The organism is Streptomyces sp. NPDC001941 (assembly GCF_040296945.1).
Taxonomy (GTDB): Bacteria; Actinomycetota; Actinomycetes; order Streptomycetales; family Streptomycetaceae; genus Streptomyces.
Genome location: NZ_JBEOYE010000043.1, coordinates 1 through 13,156, shown reverse-complemented (window position 1 = coordinate 13,156; position 13,156 = coordinate 1). Strand labels below are relative to the sequence as shown.

16 protein-coding genes and 5 tRNA genes are annotated in these 13,156 nt (G+C 71.4%); 6 read left to right on the top strand and 15 right to left on the bottom strand.

Annotated elements, in window-relative coordinates:
• Positions 1 to 226 precede the first annotated feature (226 nt).
• The gene (gene rpmB / locus ABT160_RS26300; RefSeq protein WP_003957616.1) at positions 227 to 412 is read left to right on the top strand and encodes a 50S ribosomal protein L28; all 186 of its coding nucleotides are present in this window, start codon (positions 227 to 229) and stop codon (positions 410 to 412) included.
• Positions 413 to 558: 146 nt separating this feature from the next.
• On the opposite strand, the gene thiD is transcribed toward rpmB, so the two are convergent.
• A complete protein-coding gene (gene thiD, locus ABT160_RS26295) occupies positions 559 to 1,353 on the bottom strand; it encodes a bifunctional hydroxymethylpyrimidine kinase/phosphomethylpyrimidine kinase (RefSeq protein WP_351650266.1) in 795 nt (264 codons plus the stop codon).
• Positions 1,350 to 2,312, bottom strand: a complete 963-nt coding sequence (locus tag ABT160_RS26290) for a thiamine-phosphate kinase (protein ID WP_351650264.1) — start codon at positions 2,310 to 2,312, stop codon at positions 1,350 to 1,352. The genes thiD and ABT160_RS26290 overlap by 4 nt, the downstream gene beginning before the upstream one ends.
• Before the next feature lie 206 nt (positions 2,313 to 2,518).
• On the opposite strand from ABT160_RS26290, the gene ABT160_RS26285 reads away from it, so the two are divergent.
• Positions 2,519 to 2,752: an Lrp/AsnC family transcriptional regulator gene (locus ABT160_RS26285; RefSeq protein ID WP_329877812.1), complete on the top strand. Its 234-nt coding sequence runs from the start codon at positions 2,519 to 2,521 to the stop codon at positions 2,750 to 2,752.
• A gap of 23 nt (positions 2,753 to 2,775) precedes the next feature.
• Positions 2,776 to 3,255, top strand: coding sequence for a DUF3515 domain-containing protein (locus ABT160_RS26280; protein ID WP_351650322.1), 480 nt, complete (start codon positions 2,776 to 2,778; stop codon positions 3,253 to 3,255).
• A 21-nt stretch (positions 3,256 to 3,276) separates the two neighbouring features.
• On the opposite strand, the gene ABT160_RS26275 is transcribed toward ABT160_RS26280, so the two are convergent.
• The 3 genes from ABT160_RS26275 to ABT160_RS26265 form a co-directional block, all read right to left on the bottom strand.
• Positions 3,277 to 4,419 (bottom strand): D-alanine--D-alanine ligase family protein, encoded by a 1,143-nt coding sequence (locus tag ABT160_RS26275; protein ID WP_351650263.1) that lies wholly within the window; start codon positions 4,417 to 4,419, stop codon positions 3,277 to 3,279.
• Between the two features lie 82 nt (positions 4,420 to 4,501).
• Positions 4,502 to 5,503, bottom strand: coding sequence for an NAD(P)H-dependent glycerol-3-phosphate dehydrogenase (locus tag ABT160_RS26270; RefSeq protein ID WP_351650262.1), 1,002 nt, complete (start codon positions 5,501 to 5,503; stop codon positions 4,502 to 4,504).
• Positions 5,500 to 6,252 (bottom strand): lysophospholipid acyltransferase family protein, encoded by a 753-nt coding sequence (locus ABT160_RS26265; protein WP_351650261.1) that lies wholly within the window; start codon positions 6,250 to 6,252, stop codon positions 5,500 to 5,502. The genes ABT160_RS26270 and ABT160_RS26265 overlap by 4 nt, the downstream gene beginning before the upstream one ends.
• Before the next feature lie 134 nt (positions 6,253 to 6,386).
• Here ABT160_RS26265 and cofC point away from each other — a divergent pair, with 134 nt between their 5' ends.
• Complete coding sequence (gene cofC, locus ABT160_RS26260) at positions 6,387 to 7,028, top strand: 2-phospho-L-lactate guanylyltransferase (RefSeq protein ID WP_351650260.1); 642 nt, start codon at positions 6,387 to 6,389, stop codon at positions 7,026 to 7,028.
• Positions 7,029 to 7,038: 10 nt separating this feature from the next.
• A complete protein-coding gene (locus ABT160_RS26255) occupies positions 7,039 to 7,242 on the top strand; it encodes a hypothetical protein (protein WP_351650259.1) in 204 nt (67 codons plus the stop codon).
• Positions 7,243 to 7,604: 362 nt separating this feature from the next.
• Here ABT160_RS26255 and ABT160_RS26250 read toward each other — a convergent pair whose 3' ends face one another.
• The 4 genes from ABT160_RS26250 to leuC all read right to left on the bottom strand — a co-directional run bounded on the left by ABT160_RS26250 (position 7,605) and on the right by leuC (position 10,771).
• A complete protein-coding gene (locus tag ABT160_RS26250; RefSeq protein ID WP_351650258.1) occupies positions 7,605 to 8,264 on the bottom strand; it encodes an HU family DNA-binding protein in 660 nt (219 codons plus the stop codon).
• Positions 8,265 to 8,408: 144 nt separating this feature from the next.
• Complete coding sequence (locus ABT160_RS26245; RefSeq protein ID WP_351650257.1) at positions 8,409 to 8,636, bottom strand: SCO5555 family protein; 228 nt, start codon at positions 8,634 to 8,636, stop codon at positions 8,409 to 8,411.
• A 104-nt stretch (positions 8,637 to 8,740) separates the two neighbouring features.
• The gene (gene leuD / locus ABT160_RS26240; RefSeq protein WP_351650256.1) at positions 8,741 to 9,334 is read right to left on the bottom strand and encodes a 3-isopropylmalate dehydratase small subunit; all 594 of its coding nucleotides are present in this window, start codon (positions 9,332 to 9,334) and stop codon (positions 8,741 to 8,743) included.
• Positions 9,335 to 9,340: 6 nt separating this feature from the next.
• Positions 9,341 to 10,771, bottom strand: coding sequence for a 3-isopropylmalate dehydratase large subunit (leuC, locus tag ABT160_RS26235; protein WP_351650255.1), 1,431 nt, complete (start codon positions 10,769 to 10,771; stop codon positions 9,341 to 9,343).
• Between the two features lie 183 nt (positions 10,772 to 10,954).
• On the opposite strand from leuC, the gene ndgR reads away from it, so the two are divergent.
• Positions 10,955 to 11,671, top strand: a complete 717-nt coding sequence (ndgR, locus tag ABT160_RS26230) for an IclR family transcriptional regulator NdgR (protein ID WP_026278050.1) — start codon at positions 10,955 to 10,957, stop codon at positions 11,669 to 11,671.
• 411 nt (positions 11,672 to 12,082) lie between these two features.
• Here the strand turns inward: ndgR and ABT160_RS26225 are convergent.
• From ABT160_RS26225 to ABT160_RS26200, 6 genes are all read right to left on the bottom strand, one after another.
• Positions 12,083 to 12,155, bottom strand: a tRNA-Glu gene (locus ABT160_RS26225).
• Between the two features lie 20 nt (positions 12,156 to 12,175).
• A tRNA-Gln gene (locus tag ABT160_RS26220) sits at positions 12,176 to 12,247 on the bottom strand.
• Positions 12,248 to 12,266: 19 nt separating this feature from the next.
• Positions 12,267 to 12,339: transfer RNA gene (locus tag ABT160_RS26215), tRNA-Glu, on the bottom strand.
• 85 nt (positions 12,340 to 12,424) lie between these two features.
• Positions 12,425 to 12,497: transfer RNA gene (locus ABT160_RS26210), tRNA-Glu, on the bottom strand.
• Between the two features lie 21 nt (positions 12,498 to 12,518).
• Positions 12,519 to 12,590: transfer RNA gene (locus ABT160_RS26205), tRNA-Gln, on the bottom strand.
• Between the two features lie 91 nt (positions 12,591 to 12,681).
• A partial coding sequence (locus ABT160_RS26200; protein ID WP_351650254.1) for an HAD family hydrolase occupies positions 12,682 to 13,156 on the bottom strand: 475 nt, incomplete at its 5' end.

The window sequence follows — 13,156 nt, the reverse complement described above, 5'->3', positions numbered from 1 at the left end:
GCGGGCTGTCCGCAGGGTAGACCGCGGCCGGGACGCCTGTGACCAGGGGCCCGGGCGGGCGCGGGGCGGACCGTGGTAGTTTCGTACTCCGGACGCAGCGGATGTATGCTGCTCCGGTTGCCCGATGAGAATCGGGCCATTCCCCGGCAAGCCAACTCAGTCACTTCGATCTGATCCGGCACGCCGGATTTCACTGTAAGTGCATCTGAAGTCTTTGGAGTGTCCCGTGGCTGCCAACTGCGACGTCTGCGGCAAGGGGCCGGGCTTCGGCAACAACATTTCGCACTCGCACCGCCGTACGTCTCGTCGCTGGAACCCGAACATCCAGCGTGTGCGTGCCGTGGTCGGTCGGACGCCGAAGCGGCTCAACGTCTGCACCTCGTGCATCAAGGCCGGCAAGGTCTCGCGCTAAGGTGACCTCCCCGCGTACGCGGGGTCGTCATTCCCCGCGACGCCATGTCGTAGTGCAGCCCTCGGGTTGCCCTTGAAAAGCCGGTCCACCTCGGTGGACCGGCTTTTTGCCGTGCCCGGGGGGCTCCTGGGCCCCCCGGGGAATTCCTACAGCCGCCAGCCGTGGTCCACCGGCCCCAGGCCGGAGCCGAGCGGGAACCCGGCGGCGATGGCGCCCGTGACGTACTCCTTGGCGGCCCGGACGGCCTCGGGCACGGACAGGCCCCGGGCGAGGTACGCGGCGACGGCGGAGGCGAGGGTGCAGCCCGTGCCGTGGGTGTGCCGGTTGTCGTGGCGCGGGGCGCGCAGCCAGTGCTCCTCCCGGCCGTCGGTGAGCAGGTCGACGGCGTCGGCGCCGCCGGGCAGGTGGCCGCCCTTGACCAGGGCCCAGCGCGGCCCGAACTCCAGGATCGCGGCGGCGGCGGCCCGCAGGTCGTCCTCGCCCTCCACGACGACGCCGGTGAGCTGGGCGACCTCGTCCAGGTTGGGGGTGGCGACGGTGGCGGTGGGCAGCAGTTCCTGCCGTACGGAGTCCAGGGCGGTGGCCGCCAGGAGGGCGTCGCCGTGCTTGGAGACGCCCACGGGATCGACGACGACGGGCACGTCGAGTCCGGCGAGGAGTCCGGCGACGGTCCGCACCAGGGGCGCGGAGGCGAGCATCCCGGTCTTCACCGCGTGCACGCCGATGTCGTCGACGACGCTGCGGAACTGGGCGCGGACGGCCTCGGGCGGCAGTTCCCAGGCGCCCTGGACGCCGAGGGAGTTCTGCGCGGTGACGGCGGTGACGACGCTCATGCCGTGGGTGCCCAGGGCGAGCATGGTCTTGAGGTCGGCCTGGATGCCGGCGCCGCCGCCGGAGTCGGACCCTGCGACGGTGAGGACCAGGGGCTTGAGGGGCTTCACTCGCCCTCCCCGAAGTGGTCCCAGCCGCCGGTGGAGTGCCAGGGGGCGCCGTCCACGGTGACCTGGGGCAGCGCGGAGGGGTTGAGGACCTCGCCGATGACCTTCCAGCGGGCGGGCAGCTTCACGTCGGGCGGGAAGGTGGCGACGATGGCGTGGTCCTCTCCCCCGGTGAGCACCCACTGCAGCGGGTCGACGCCGACGGCCTGGCCGATGTCGTTCATCTGGGTGGGGATGTCGATCAGCCCGGAGCGCAGGTCGATGCGGACCTTGCTGGCCTCGGCGATGTGCCCGAGGTCGGCGACCAGGCCGTCGGAGACGTCGCACATGGCGGTGGCGCCGAGTCCGGCGGCGGCCGGGCCCGCGTGGTACGGCGGCTCGGGGCGGCGGTGGGCCTCGACGAAGGCGCGCGGGGAGCGGAAGCCGCGGGAGAGGACGGCGTACCCGGCGGCCGACCAGCCCAGCCACCCGGTGTAGGCGACGACGTCGCCGGGCTGGGCGCCGCCGCGGGTGACCGGCTCGTGGTTGCGCAGGTCGCCCAGGGCGGTGATGGAGACGGTGATGGTGTCGCCGCGCACCACGTCGCCGCCGACGACGGCGGCCCCGGCGACCTGGCACTCGTCGCGCAGGCCGTCCATCAGCTCGGTGGGCCAGGTGACGGGCAGCTCGGCGGGGACGACGAGGCCGAGCAGCAGCGCGGTGGGCACGGCGCCCATGGCGGCGATGTCGGCGAGGTTCTGGGCGGCGGCCTTGCGGCCGACGTCGTAGGCCGTGGACCAGTCGCGGCGGAAGTGCCGCCCCTCCAGGAGGATGTCCGTACTCGCGACGACCCTGCGGTCGGGCGCGGAGACGACGGCCGCGTCGTCCCCGGGTCCGACGCGTACCGCCGGGGTGGTGGTGAGCCGGGAGGTGAGCTCCCTGATCAGCCCGAACTCCCCCAACTCGCCCACGGTGCCCTTCATCCCTGTGCCCCTTCTGCCCCAGTGTGCTTGCGGTCGCGAGCCGTCACTGCTGTAGGTACCGTCAACTTCTGTGCTCTTCGTGCCGCGCTGCGGGCGCCTCGGAGTGCGCGGGTCTCCCCGCGGCCCGCGGCGACGCGATAACGTGGCGGCCCTTTCCGGTGTTTCTTCTTCTCCCCACATGATCCTCGTGGCGCCCTGGAGGTTCCGTGGTACAGGCGTACATCCTCATCCAGACCGAGGTGGGCAAGGCGTCGACCGTCGCCGAGCTCATCTCCAAGATCCCGGGGGTGATCCAGGCCGAGGACGTGACCGGGCCGTACGACGTGATCGTGCGGGCCCAGGCGGACACGGTCGACGAACTCGGCCGCATGGTGGTCGCCAAGGTCCAGCAAGTGGACGGGATCACCCGCACCCTGACCTGCCCGGTCGTGCACCTGTAGCCCCCGTCTACCCTTGGCCGGTGATGTCTTCCCACCGGCTCCCGCGCCTGTCCGCCGTCCTCGCCGCCGCGGCGCTGCTGACCGTCACGGGCTGTACGGGCAGCGACGCGCGGGCGACGGTCGCGGTTCCCCGCCCTTCCGAGCAGGAGACCTCGCTCTGCCGTGCCCTGCACGCGGCGCTGCCGAAGACCGTGGCGGGCCTGGAGCGCTCCGACCCGGAGCCGGATTCGGAGCTGACCGCCGGGTGGGGGGACGCGGCGATCGTACTGCGCTGCGGGGTGCCGCGGCCCGAGCGGATGAGCGATCCCCAGGCGGACAGCGTGGACGCGGGCCGGGACGTGCAGTGGCTGCTGGAGAAGCGCGCGGGCGAGGGGCCGCGGTTCACCACGGTGCTGCGCAAGGCGTACGTGGAGGTCACGCTGGACGAGCGGTTCGCGCACGACGTGGCCCCGCTGGTGGACCTGGCGGGGCCCGTGGCACGGACCGTGCCGAAGGGCCCCTAGGTTCCGTCCGTCCCCCGGGTCCTAGCGCAGGCCGGTGCTGCGGCGCAGCGCGGCCTGGATGAGCCGGTCGACCAGCTCGGCGTAACCGACGCCGGTCTCCTGCCACATGCGCGGGTACATGGAGATCGGCGTGAAGCCGGGCATGGTGTTGATCTCGTTGATGACGAAGCCGCCGTCCTCGGTGAGGAAGAAGTCGGCGCGCACCAGGCCCTCGCAGGACACCGCCTCGAACGCCTCGACGGCGAGCCGCTGGACCTCGGCGGTCTGCTCGGGGGTGAGCGGGGCGGGCACGATCCCGGAGGCCGAGTCGATGTACTTGGCCTCGAAGTCGTAGAAGTCGTGGTCGGTGACCGGGGGGATCTCGGCGGGCACGCTGGCGCGCGGCCCGTCCTCGAACTCCAGGACGCCGCACTCGATCTCGCGGCCGCGCAGCAGCGCCTCGACGAGGACCTTGGGGTCGTGGCGGCGGGCCTCCTCCAGCGCTTCCTCCAGGCCCTCGAAGGAGTCGACCTTGGTGATGCCGATGGAGGAGCCGGCCCGGGCGGGCTTGATGAAGAGCGGCCAGCCGTGCTCGCCGGCGAAGTCGGCGATCCTGGCGCGGGCGGCGTCGGGGTCCTGCTCCCACTCGCGCGGGCGGATCACCTCGTACGGGCCGACGGGCAGCCCGTAGGAGAGGAAGACCCGCTTCATGTACTCCTTGTCCTGGCCGACGGCGGAGGCGAGGACGCCGGAGCCGACGTAGGGCACGCCGGAGAGCTCGAGGAGTCCCTGCAGGGTGCCGTCCTCGCCGTAGGGGCCGTGCAGCATCGGGAAGACGACGTCGACCTCGCCGAGCGCCTTGGGCACCGATCCCGGTTCGCTGTAGACGACTTCGCGGCTGGCGGGGTCGACGGGCAGCACGACGGTGCCCTCGTCGGACTCGGCGAGTTCGGCGACGCTCGGCAGCTTGCGGTCGGCGATGGACATCCGCTCCGGGTCGTCCGCGGTCAGCGCCCAGCGGCCGTCGGTGGTGATGCCGATGGGCAGCACGTCGTACTTGTTCCGGTCGATGGCGCGCAGCACGGCGCCGGCCGTGACGACCGAGATGGCGTGCTCGGAGCTGCGTCCGCCGAAGACGACGGCGACGCGCGGCTTGCGCTGGCTCTGGGAGGTGTTCTCGCTCATATCGGGTTGAGCGTACCCTGCGTGTTCGACCGGGCGGAGGGGCCGCGTCCGCGGCGCCCCCGCCCGCGTGTCACCCCGGTCGTCAGCGGCGTTCGGGCTTGGCGCTGCGGGACATGAGTTCCTTGAGCGCGACCACGGGCGGCTTGCCCTCGTGGACGATGCCGACGACGGTCTCGGTGATGGGCATGTCGACGCCGTGGCGGCGGGCCAGGTCCAGTACGGACTCGCAGGACTTGACGCCCTCGGCGGTCTGCTTGGTGACGGCGATCGTCTCGCTCAGGGTCATGCCGCGGCCGAGGTTGGTGCCGAAGGTGTGGTTGCGCGACAGCGGCGAGGAGCAGGTGGCCACCAGGTCGCCCAGGCCCGCGAGTCCGGCGAAGGTCAGCGGGTCGGCGCCCATGGCGAGGCCGAGCCGGGTGGTCTCGGCGAGGCCGCGGGTGATGAGCGAGCCCTTGGCGTTGTCGCCCAGGCCCATGCCGTCGGCGATGCCGACGGCGAGCCCGATGACGTTCTTGACGGCGCCGCCCAGTTCGCAGCCGACGACGTCGGTGTTGGTGTACGGGCGGAAGTACGGGGTGTGGCAGGCGGTCTGGAGCCGCTGGGCGACGGCCTCGTCGCGGCAGGCGACGACGGCGGCCGCGGGCATCCGGCTGGCGATCTCCTTGGCGAGGTTGGGTCCGGTGACGACGGCGACCCGGTCGCCGGGCACGCCGGCGACCTCCTCGATGACCTCGCTCATGCGCTTGGCGGTGCCCAGTTCGACCCCCTTCATCAGGGAGACCAGGACGGTGCCGGGGGCCAGCAGGGGCGTCCAGGCGGCGAGGTTGGCGCGCAGCGTCTGGGAGGGCACGGCGAGGACCGTGAACTCGGCGTCGCGGGCGGCCTCGGCGGGGTCGGTGGTGGCGCGCACCGAGCCGGGCAGTTCGATGCCGGGGAGGTAGTCGGGGTTGCTGCGGGTGGTGTTGACGGCGTCGGCGAGTTCCTGTCGGCGGCCCCACAGGGTCACCTCGCAGCCCGCGTCGGCGAGCACCATGGCGAAGGCGGTGCCCCACGAGCCGGTTCCGAAGACGGCTGCCCTGGTCACTTCCTGCCCTCCCCGGCGGCCCTGCGGCGCTGTTCGGCGCGGGCCTTGCGGTGGTCGTACGGTGCGTCGGGCGCCTTCTCGCCGCGGACCTCCTCCAGGAGGGCGGTGATGGCGGCCATGATGGTCTCGGTGGCCTCGCGCAGGACCTCGGGGGTGGGCTCCTTGTCGAGGAACCGGCTGAGGTCGACGGGCGGTCCGGCCTGCACGATCAGCGTCTTGCGGGGGAACAGGCTGAGCTTGTTCTCCTTGGCGTACGGCGGCATCGCGAGGTTGGCGCCCCACTGGGCGACGGGGATGACGGGCGCCCGGGTGAGCAGGGCGACGCGGGCGGCGCCGGTCTTGCCGGCCATGGGCCACATGTCGGGGTCGCGGGTGAGGGTGCCCTCGGGGTAGAAGGCGACGCACTCGCCCTTCTCGATGGCGGCGACGGCGGCGCGGAAGGCGTCGAGGGCGTTGGTGGTCTCGCGGTAGACGGGGATCTGCCCGGTGCCGCGGAGCATGGTGCCGACGAAGGAGCCCTTGAAGAGCCCGGCCTTGGCGAGGAAGCGGGGGACGCGCCCGGTGTTGTACTGGTAGTGCGCGTAGGACAGCGGGTCCAGATAGGAGTTGTGGTTGACCGCGGTGATGAATCCGCCGTCGGCCGGAATGTGCTCCGTTCCCCGCCAGTCCCGCTTGAACAGAACCACCAGCGGCGGTTTTGCGATGACCGCCGCCAGGCGGTACCAGAAGCCGATTCTGCGGCGGGACACTCGGACACCTTCCTCTGGACTGGATTGCCGGGGGTCAAGTGTCGCCCCGGGCCCCTGGTCTGTCGAGAACACCGTACGCCCCGCCCCGGGCACCGGCGCTCCGGCCCGGTTGCGGGCCGCGCCACAATGGGCGCGTGCACTGGTCACTGATCGTTCCGCTGAAGCCCCTGGGGCTGGCCAAGAGCAGGCTCGCCGCGGTGGCGGCGGGCGGGCTGCGCCCGCACCTGGCACTGGCGTTCGCCCAGGACACGGTGGCGGCGGCGCTGGCGTGCGCGGCGGTGCGCGATGTGGCGGTCGTCACGGACGATCCGCGCGCGTCGGCCGAGCTGGCGGCGCTGGGCGCCCGGATCGTGCCCGACCGGCCCGGGGCGGGACTCAACGCCGCCCTGGCGCACGGGGCGCTGGCGGTGCGGGCGGCGCGTCCGGGGGCCGCGGTGGCGGCGCTGAACGCGGACCTGCCCGCGCTGCGGCCGGGCGAATTGGGCCGGGTCCTGGCGGTCTGCGCGCAATTCCCGAGGGCTTTTCTGGCGGATGCCGCCGGAATCGGCACGACATTGCTTTCGGCGGCGCCGGGGGTGGAATTGCGGCCCGCTTTCGGAGGGGCCTCGCGGCGGGGCCATTCGGCGTCGGGCGCGGTGGAAATCGCACTGGACGACGTGGATTCCGTACGCCGGGACGTGGACACGGGCGAGGACCTGCGCGAGGCGCTGCGGCTGGGCGTGGGGCCGCGTACGGCGCTGCTGCGGGCGGCCGGTGCGCCGGTCGTGGACGGGTAGGCTGCGGGCCATGCAGGCGACCGCGTACACGTACGAATCCGAGACCCGCACCGGGAGTGTGCTGCTCGACGACGGCACCCCGGTGGAATTCGGGTCCGCGGCCTTCGACGCGGGGGGCCTGCGGCTGCTGCGTCCGGGGCAGCGGGTGCGGATCGAGGCGGAGGGCGAGGGCGCGTCGATGCGCATCACGCTGGTGACGCTCCAGACGTTCTGAGGGCGCCCCGCGGGGGTCTGAGGGTCTTTCGGGGTTCCGGGAGGCCCTTTCGGGCTTCGAATGGCCTTCCGAAGGCCGCGCAAAGGCCCCGCTCGCGCCGGCCGAAGGTCGTGCTCGCGCCACCCGAAGGCCGCACCCGGGGCACGCAAAGGCCGTGCTCACGCCGGCCAAAGACCGTGCTCGCACCGCGCGAAAGCCGTACCCGGGCCCGAAGTCCCCGCCGTGGCGGGAAATTCCTCGGGAGCACTGCCCCAAACGTGTGCACGGGACGTGCGCGAGAGCGGGGAAAACGCCGCGGGCCGGGCTCCCCGACGAGGGGGAGCCCGGCCCGGCGTGTGAGTGGCCCTTGGACCGTGCGCCGCTTACTTCTTGCGGGCGGTGGCCTTCTTGGCGGTGGTCTTGCGCGCCGTCGTCTTCTTGGCGGGCGCCTTCTTCGCCGTGGCCTTCTTCGCCGGCGCGGTCTTCTTGGCGACGGCCTTCTTCGCCGTGGTCGCCTTCTTCGCCGGGGCCGCCTTCTTGGCCGCCGGGGCGGCCTTCTTGGCGGTGGCGGCCTTCTTCGCCGTGGTCGCCTTCTTCGCCACAGTGGTCTTGGCGGCCGTGGTCTTCTTGACGGCGGTCTTCTTCGCGGCCGCCTTCTTGGCGGTGGTGGCCTTCTTGGCCGCCGCCTTCTTCACGGTCGCCGAAGCGCCACCGGTCAGGCTGCCCTTGGGCGCCTTCTTGACGGCCACGTCGTTCTTCGGGAGCTTCTTCGAGCCGCTGACCAGGTCCTTGAAGCCCTGGCCCGCACGGAAGCGCGGAACGGAGGTCTTCTTGACCCGCACGCGCTCACCCGTCTGCGGGTTGCGGGCGTAACGGGCCGGGCGGTCGACCTTCTCGAACGAACCGAAGCCGGTGACCGAAACGCGGTCACCCGCCACGACCGCGCGGACGATCGCGTCCAGGACCGCGTCGACCGCGTCCGCGGCCTGCTGACGGCCGCCGACCTTGTCGGCAATCGCTTCTACGAGCTGCGCCTTGTTCACGTCTTCCCCTTCGGAGACATAAGCGAGAACGAAAGTGTTCAAGCTATTTCGCACGTTAGGCAGATATATACCGCAAATCAAACACGAAACGGTCTAATCACCCTAGTGCCGCAACGATGCCAACCCGTCGCGGAGTTCCAGGTGTCAGTCGCCTTCGGGGAATCGACCCTCATCGAGGTCCTTCATCAACCGGTCCAGACGCCTTGAGGCATCTGCGAGATCGTGCTTCGCCGCGGCCGTGACGACCAGCAGCTTCCGGGACAGCGCCATCCTTACGCCCTCCGGGACTTGCAGTAAGCGCACCCTTGTGTGCGCTTCCTTCAATTGGTCGGCGAGAGCCCCGTACAACTTGAGTTGGCTGTCGCGTTCCATGCACCGATTGTGCCATCTGGGGCGAGTTGTCGCCCGACGGGGTCTCAACAAGCGACTGCGCCCCCCACCGGGCGGTGGGGGGCGCAGTACTGGAAAAGCGCTGCTCAGGCGGTAATTGTACGGGGCTTGTAGGCCGGACGTGATGCCTCGTAAGCGGCGATCTCCGCTTCGTTCTGAAGGGTGAGGCTGATGTCGTCCAGACCGTTCAGCAGCCGCCAACGGGCGTTCTCGTCCAACTCGAAGTCGGCGGTGATCGAGCCGGCCCGGACCTGGCGCTCCTGGAGGTCCACGGTGACGCCCGCGGCCGGGTCCGCCTCGGTCAGCTCCCAGATCGCGTCCACGGTGGCCTGGTCGAGCACCACCGTGAGCAGACCGTTCTTGAGGGAGTTGCCCCGGAAGATGTCGGCGAAGCGGGAGGAGATGACAGCCTTGAAGCCGTAGTTCTGCAGCGCCCAGACGGCGTGCTCGCGGGAGGAGCCGGTGCCGAAGTCGGGGCCGGCCACCAGGACCGTGGCGCCCTGGCGCTCGGGCTGGTTGAGGATGAAGCCGGAGTCCTTGCGCCAGGCCTCGAAGAGGCCGTCCTCGAACCCGTCCCGGGTGACCTTCTTGAGCCAGTGGGCGGGGATGATCTGGTCGGTGTCGACGTTGGAGCGGCGCAGCGGGACGGCCCGGCCGGTGTGCGTGGTGAAGGCTTCCATGGCTGATCAGACTCCAGCGGGCGTACGGGTGGCGGTGTCGGACAGGTCGGCCGGGGAGGCCAGGTGGCCCAGCACGGCGGTGGCGGCGGCGACCTGGGGCGAGACCAGATGGGTGCGCCCGCCCTTGCCCTGGCGGCCCTCGAAGTTGCGGTTGGAGGTGGACGCCGAGCGCTCGCCGGGAGCCAGTTGGTCGGGGTTCATCCCCAGGCACATGGAGCAGCCGGCGTGCCGCCATTCGGCCCCCGCGCCGGTGAAGACCTTGTCCAGGCCCTCCTCGACGGCCTGCAGGGCCACCCGGACGGACCCGGGGACCACCAGCATCCGTACGCCGTCGGCGACTTTGCGGCCCTCGATGACCGAGGCGACCGCCCGCAGGTCCTCGATGCGGCCGTTGGTGCAGGAGCCCACGAAGACGGTGTCGACCTTGATGTCGCGCAGCGGCTGCCCGGCCGTCAAACCCATGTACTCCAGGGCCTTTTCGGCGGCGAACCGCTCCGAAGCGTCTTCGTACGAAGCGGGGTCGGGGACCGCCGAGGACAGCGGGGCGCCCTGGCCGGGGTTGGTGCCCCAGGTGACGAACGGGGACAGCTCAGCGGCGTCGATGACCACCTCGGCGTCGAAGACCGCGTCGTCGTCGGTGCGCAGGGTGCTCCAGTACGCCACGGCGGCGTCCCAGTCCTCGCCCTGCGGGGCGTGCGCCCGGTCCTTCAGGTACGCGAAGGTGGTCTCGTCGGGGGCGATCATGCCCGCGCGGGCACCGGCCTCGATGGACATGTTGCAGATGGTCATCCGGGCCTCCATCGAGAGCTTCTCGATGGCGGAGCCGCGGTACTCCAGGACGTAGCCCTGGCCGCCGCCGGTGCCGATGCGGGCGATGATGGCCAGGATCAGGTCCTTGGCGGTGACGCCGTCGGGCAGCTCGCCGTCGACGGTGATGGCCATCGTCTTCGGGCGGGCCATCGGCAGCGTCTGGGTGGCCAGCACGTGCTCCACCTGGCTGGTGCCGATGCCGAACGCCAGCGCGCCGAAGGCGCCGTGGGTGGAGGTGTGCGAGTCGCCGCAGACCACGGTGGTGCCGGGCTGGGTCAGGCCCAGCTGGGGGCCCACCACGTGGACGACGCCCTGCTCGACATCGCCGAGCGGGTGCAGGCGCACCCCGAAGTCGGCGCAGTTCTTGCGCAGGGTCTCCAACTGGGCGCGCGAGACCGGGTCCGCGATCGGCTTGTCGATGTCCAGGGTCGGGGTGTTGTGGTCCTCGGTGGCGATGGTGAGGTCGAGGCGGCGCACCGCGCGGCCGGTCATGCGGAGACCGTCGAAGGCCTGCGGGCTGGTCACCTCGTGCAGCAGGTGCAGATCGATGTAGAGGAGGTCGGGCTCGCCCTCGGCGCGCCGGACGACGTGGTCGTCCCAGACCTTCTCCGCGAGTGTCCTACCCATCGCTTTCCCTCCGGCCGGCGCACCGCGCCGGCGCAACTAGAGATGTGAGTGCCCGCGCCCGTACCCCACGTACCGGACGTCCGCGGCAAGTCCCGCCAAGCGGCGGGCCGTGTCCGTACAGGTTCGCAACTTCCCGGGAAAATTGAACTTGCGTTTCACAGAGTGAGACGGGAGTATCGTTTCATGGACAACTCTAGCGGCGTGGGCGTTCTGGACAAGGCAGCCCTTGTCCTGAGCGCCCTGGAGTCCGGTCCGGCCACCCTCGCAGGTCTGGTCGCGGCCACGGGACTCGCTCGACCCACGGCACACCGGCTCGCCGTGGCACTGGAACACCACCGCATGGTGGCGAGGGACATGCAGGGCCGGTTCATCCTGGGACCGCGGCTGGCGGAGCTCGCCGCCGCGGCCGGCGAGGACCGGCTGCTGGCGACGGCGGGCCCGGTGCTCACGCACCTGCGCGACGTCACCGGCGAGAGCGCCCAGCTCTACCGGCGCCAGGGCGACATGCGCATCTGCGTCGCGGCGGCCGAGCGCCTCTCCGGACTGCGCGACACCGTCCCGGTCGGCTCCACGCTGACCATGAAGGCGGGCTCGTCGGCGCAGATCCTGATGGCCTGGGAGGAGCCGGAGCGGCTGCACCGCGGCCTGCAGGGCGCGCGGTTCACGGCGACGGCCCTCTCGGGCGTACGGCGCCGGGGCTGGGCCCAGTCGATCGGCGAGCGGGAGCCGGGCGTCGCCTCGGTGTCCGCGCCGGTGCGCGGCCCTTCCAACAGGGTGGTCGCCGCGGTCTCGGTCTCCGGGCCGATCGAGCGCCTGACCCGCCACCCGGGCCGGATGCACGCCCAGGCGGTCATCGACGCCGCCGCCCGGCTCAGCGAGGCCCTGCGCCGCTCCGGCTGATCCGCTCCCCCGCCCTCCTTCGAAGTGCCTTCCCGGCCGGTCGCTCCAACGCCGCAGCGACCGGCCGGAGGCATGTCCGGGGGCGTACGGGACGAGGGAGGTCGCGTACGGGGCCGGAAACCGCCGCCACAACGGCCGGAAAACGCCCTGGGCGCCGCGCTGGAGGCCGTACGCACCCGTGCGGACCTCCGGGACGCCGGGGCGGCCGCGGGGGCGCGAGAGGCGCCCTCACGTCCGCACGGGCGCCCGGACTCGCGCGCGGTCCCCGGCCACCGGCCCCGCGCGGCGGCCGGTTCCGCGATCCGGCGGGCCAACTCACCGCTCCCCCGCGGGTGTTGGACCTCGGCCACGGCACGCCGAAACGAGGTGAGGCCCTCCGCGTCACACGCGGAGGGCCTCACCTCGCTCTTGTACCCCCGACCGGATTCGAACCGGCGCTACCGCCTTGAGAGGGCGGCGTGCTAGGCCGCTACACAACGGGGGCGCGATCTCCGAGGAGATCTGCTGGTCTACCAGGACTCGAACCTAGACTAACTGAACCAGAATCAGTCGTGCTGCCAATTACACCATAGACCACTGGCTGTCAACCAGCTTGTACCCCCGACCGGATTCGAACCGGCGCTACCGCCTTGAGAGGGCGGCGTGCTAGGCCGCTACACAACGGGGGCCCTAGCGATCCCACCCGGCAGGAGCCGGGTGATGTCACCGCGGCTGCACCGGGAGCGACCCTGGTGATCCGCAGGATTGGATCTGTACCCCCGACCGGATTCGAACCGGCGCTACTGCCTTGAGAGGGCAGCGTGCTAGGCCGCTACACAACGGGGGCTTTGCAGATGAGCTCTGCGAGCTGGCCTACCAGGACTCGAACCTAGACTAACTGAACCAGAATCAGTCGTGCTGCCAATTACACCATAGGCCACCAAAACTCAACCCCTCGATGAGAGATCTTGTTCGGCTTGCGCTTTCGGTTCAGGGCTTTTCTTCCCGCTCCCCTCGGCGCAGGAAGAACATTACCCGAAGGTGTCCGGGGCTCCAAAACGGGTATCGGGCCAGAGCACTCCGGGCAGCTCGGCCAGCCCTCTGATGCGCGTCAGTTCGGGCCGTCCGCCCTGGTCGAGGCGGTCCAGCCAGATGCCCGTGAGACCCGCCGCGACCGCGCCCACCGCGTCGATGTCGGGGTGGTCCCCCACGTACGCGACCTCGTGCGGGGCCAGGGACAGCGCGTCGCACGCCGCGTGGAAGGCCTCGGGGGCCGGCTTGTGCACGCCCAGTTCGACGGCGCACAGGACCACCTCGAAGCGGTCGCGGACGCCCAGGGTGCGCAGCTTGCGCTCCTGGTGGCGCAGCGAGGAGTTGGAGAGGACCGCGTGCCGGCAGGTGCCGGCCAGCAGGTCGAGCACGGGCACCGCGTCGGGGAAGAGCTGCCAGGCGGCCTCGTAGCGGACCACGTGGCTCTCGAACCAGGCGTCCGCCTCGGCGTCGTCC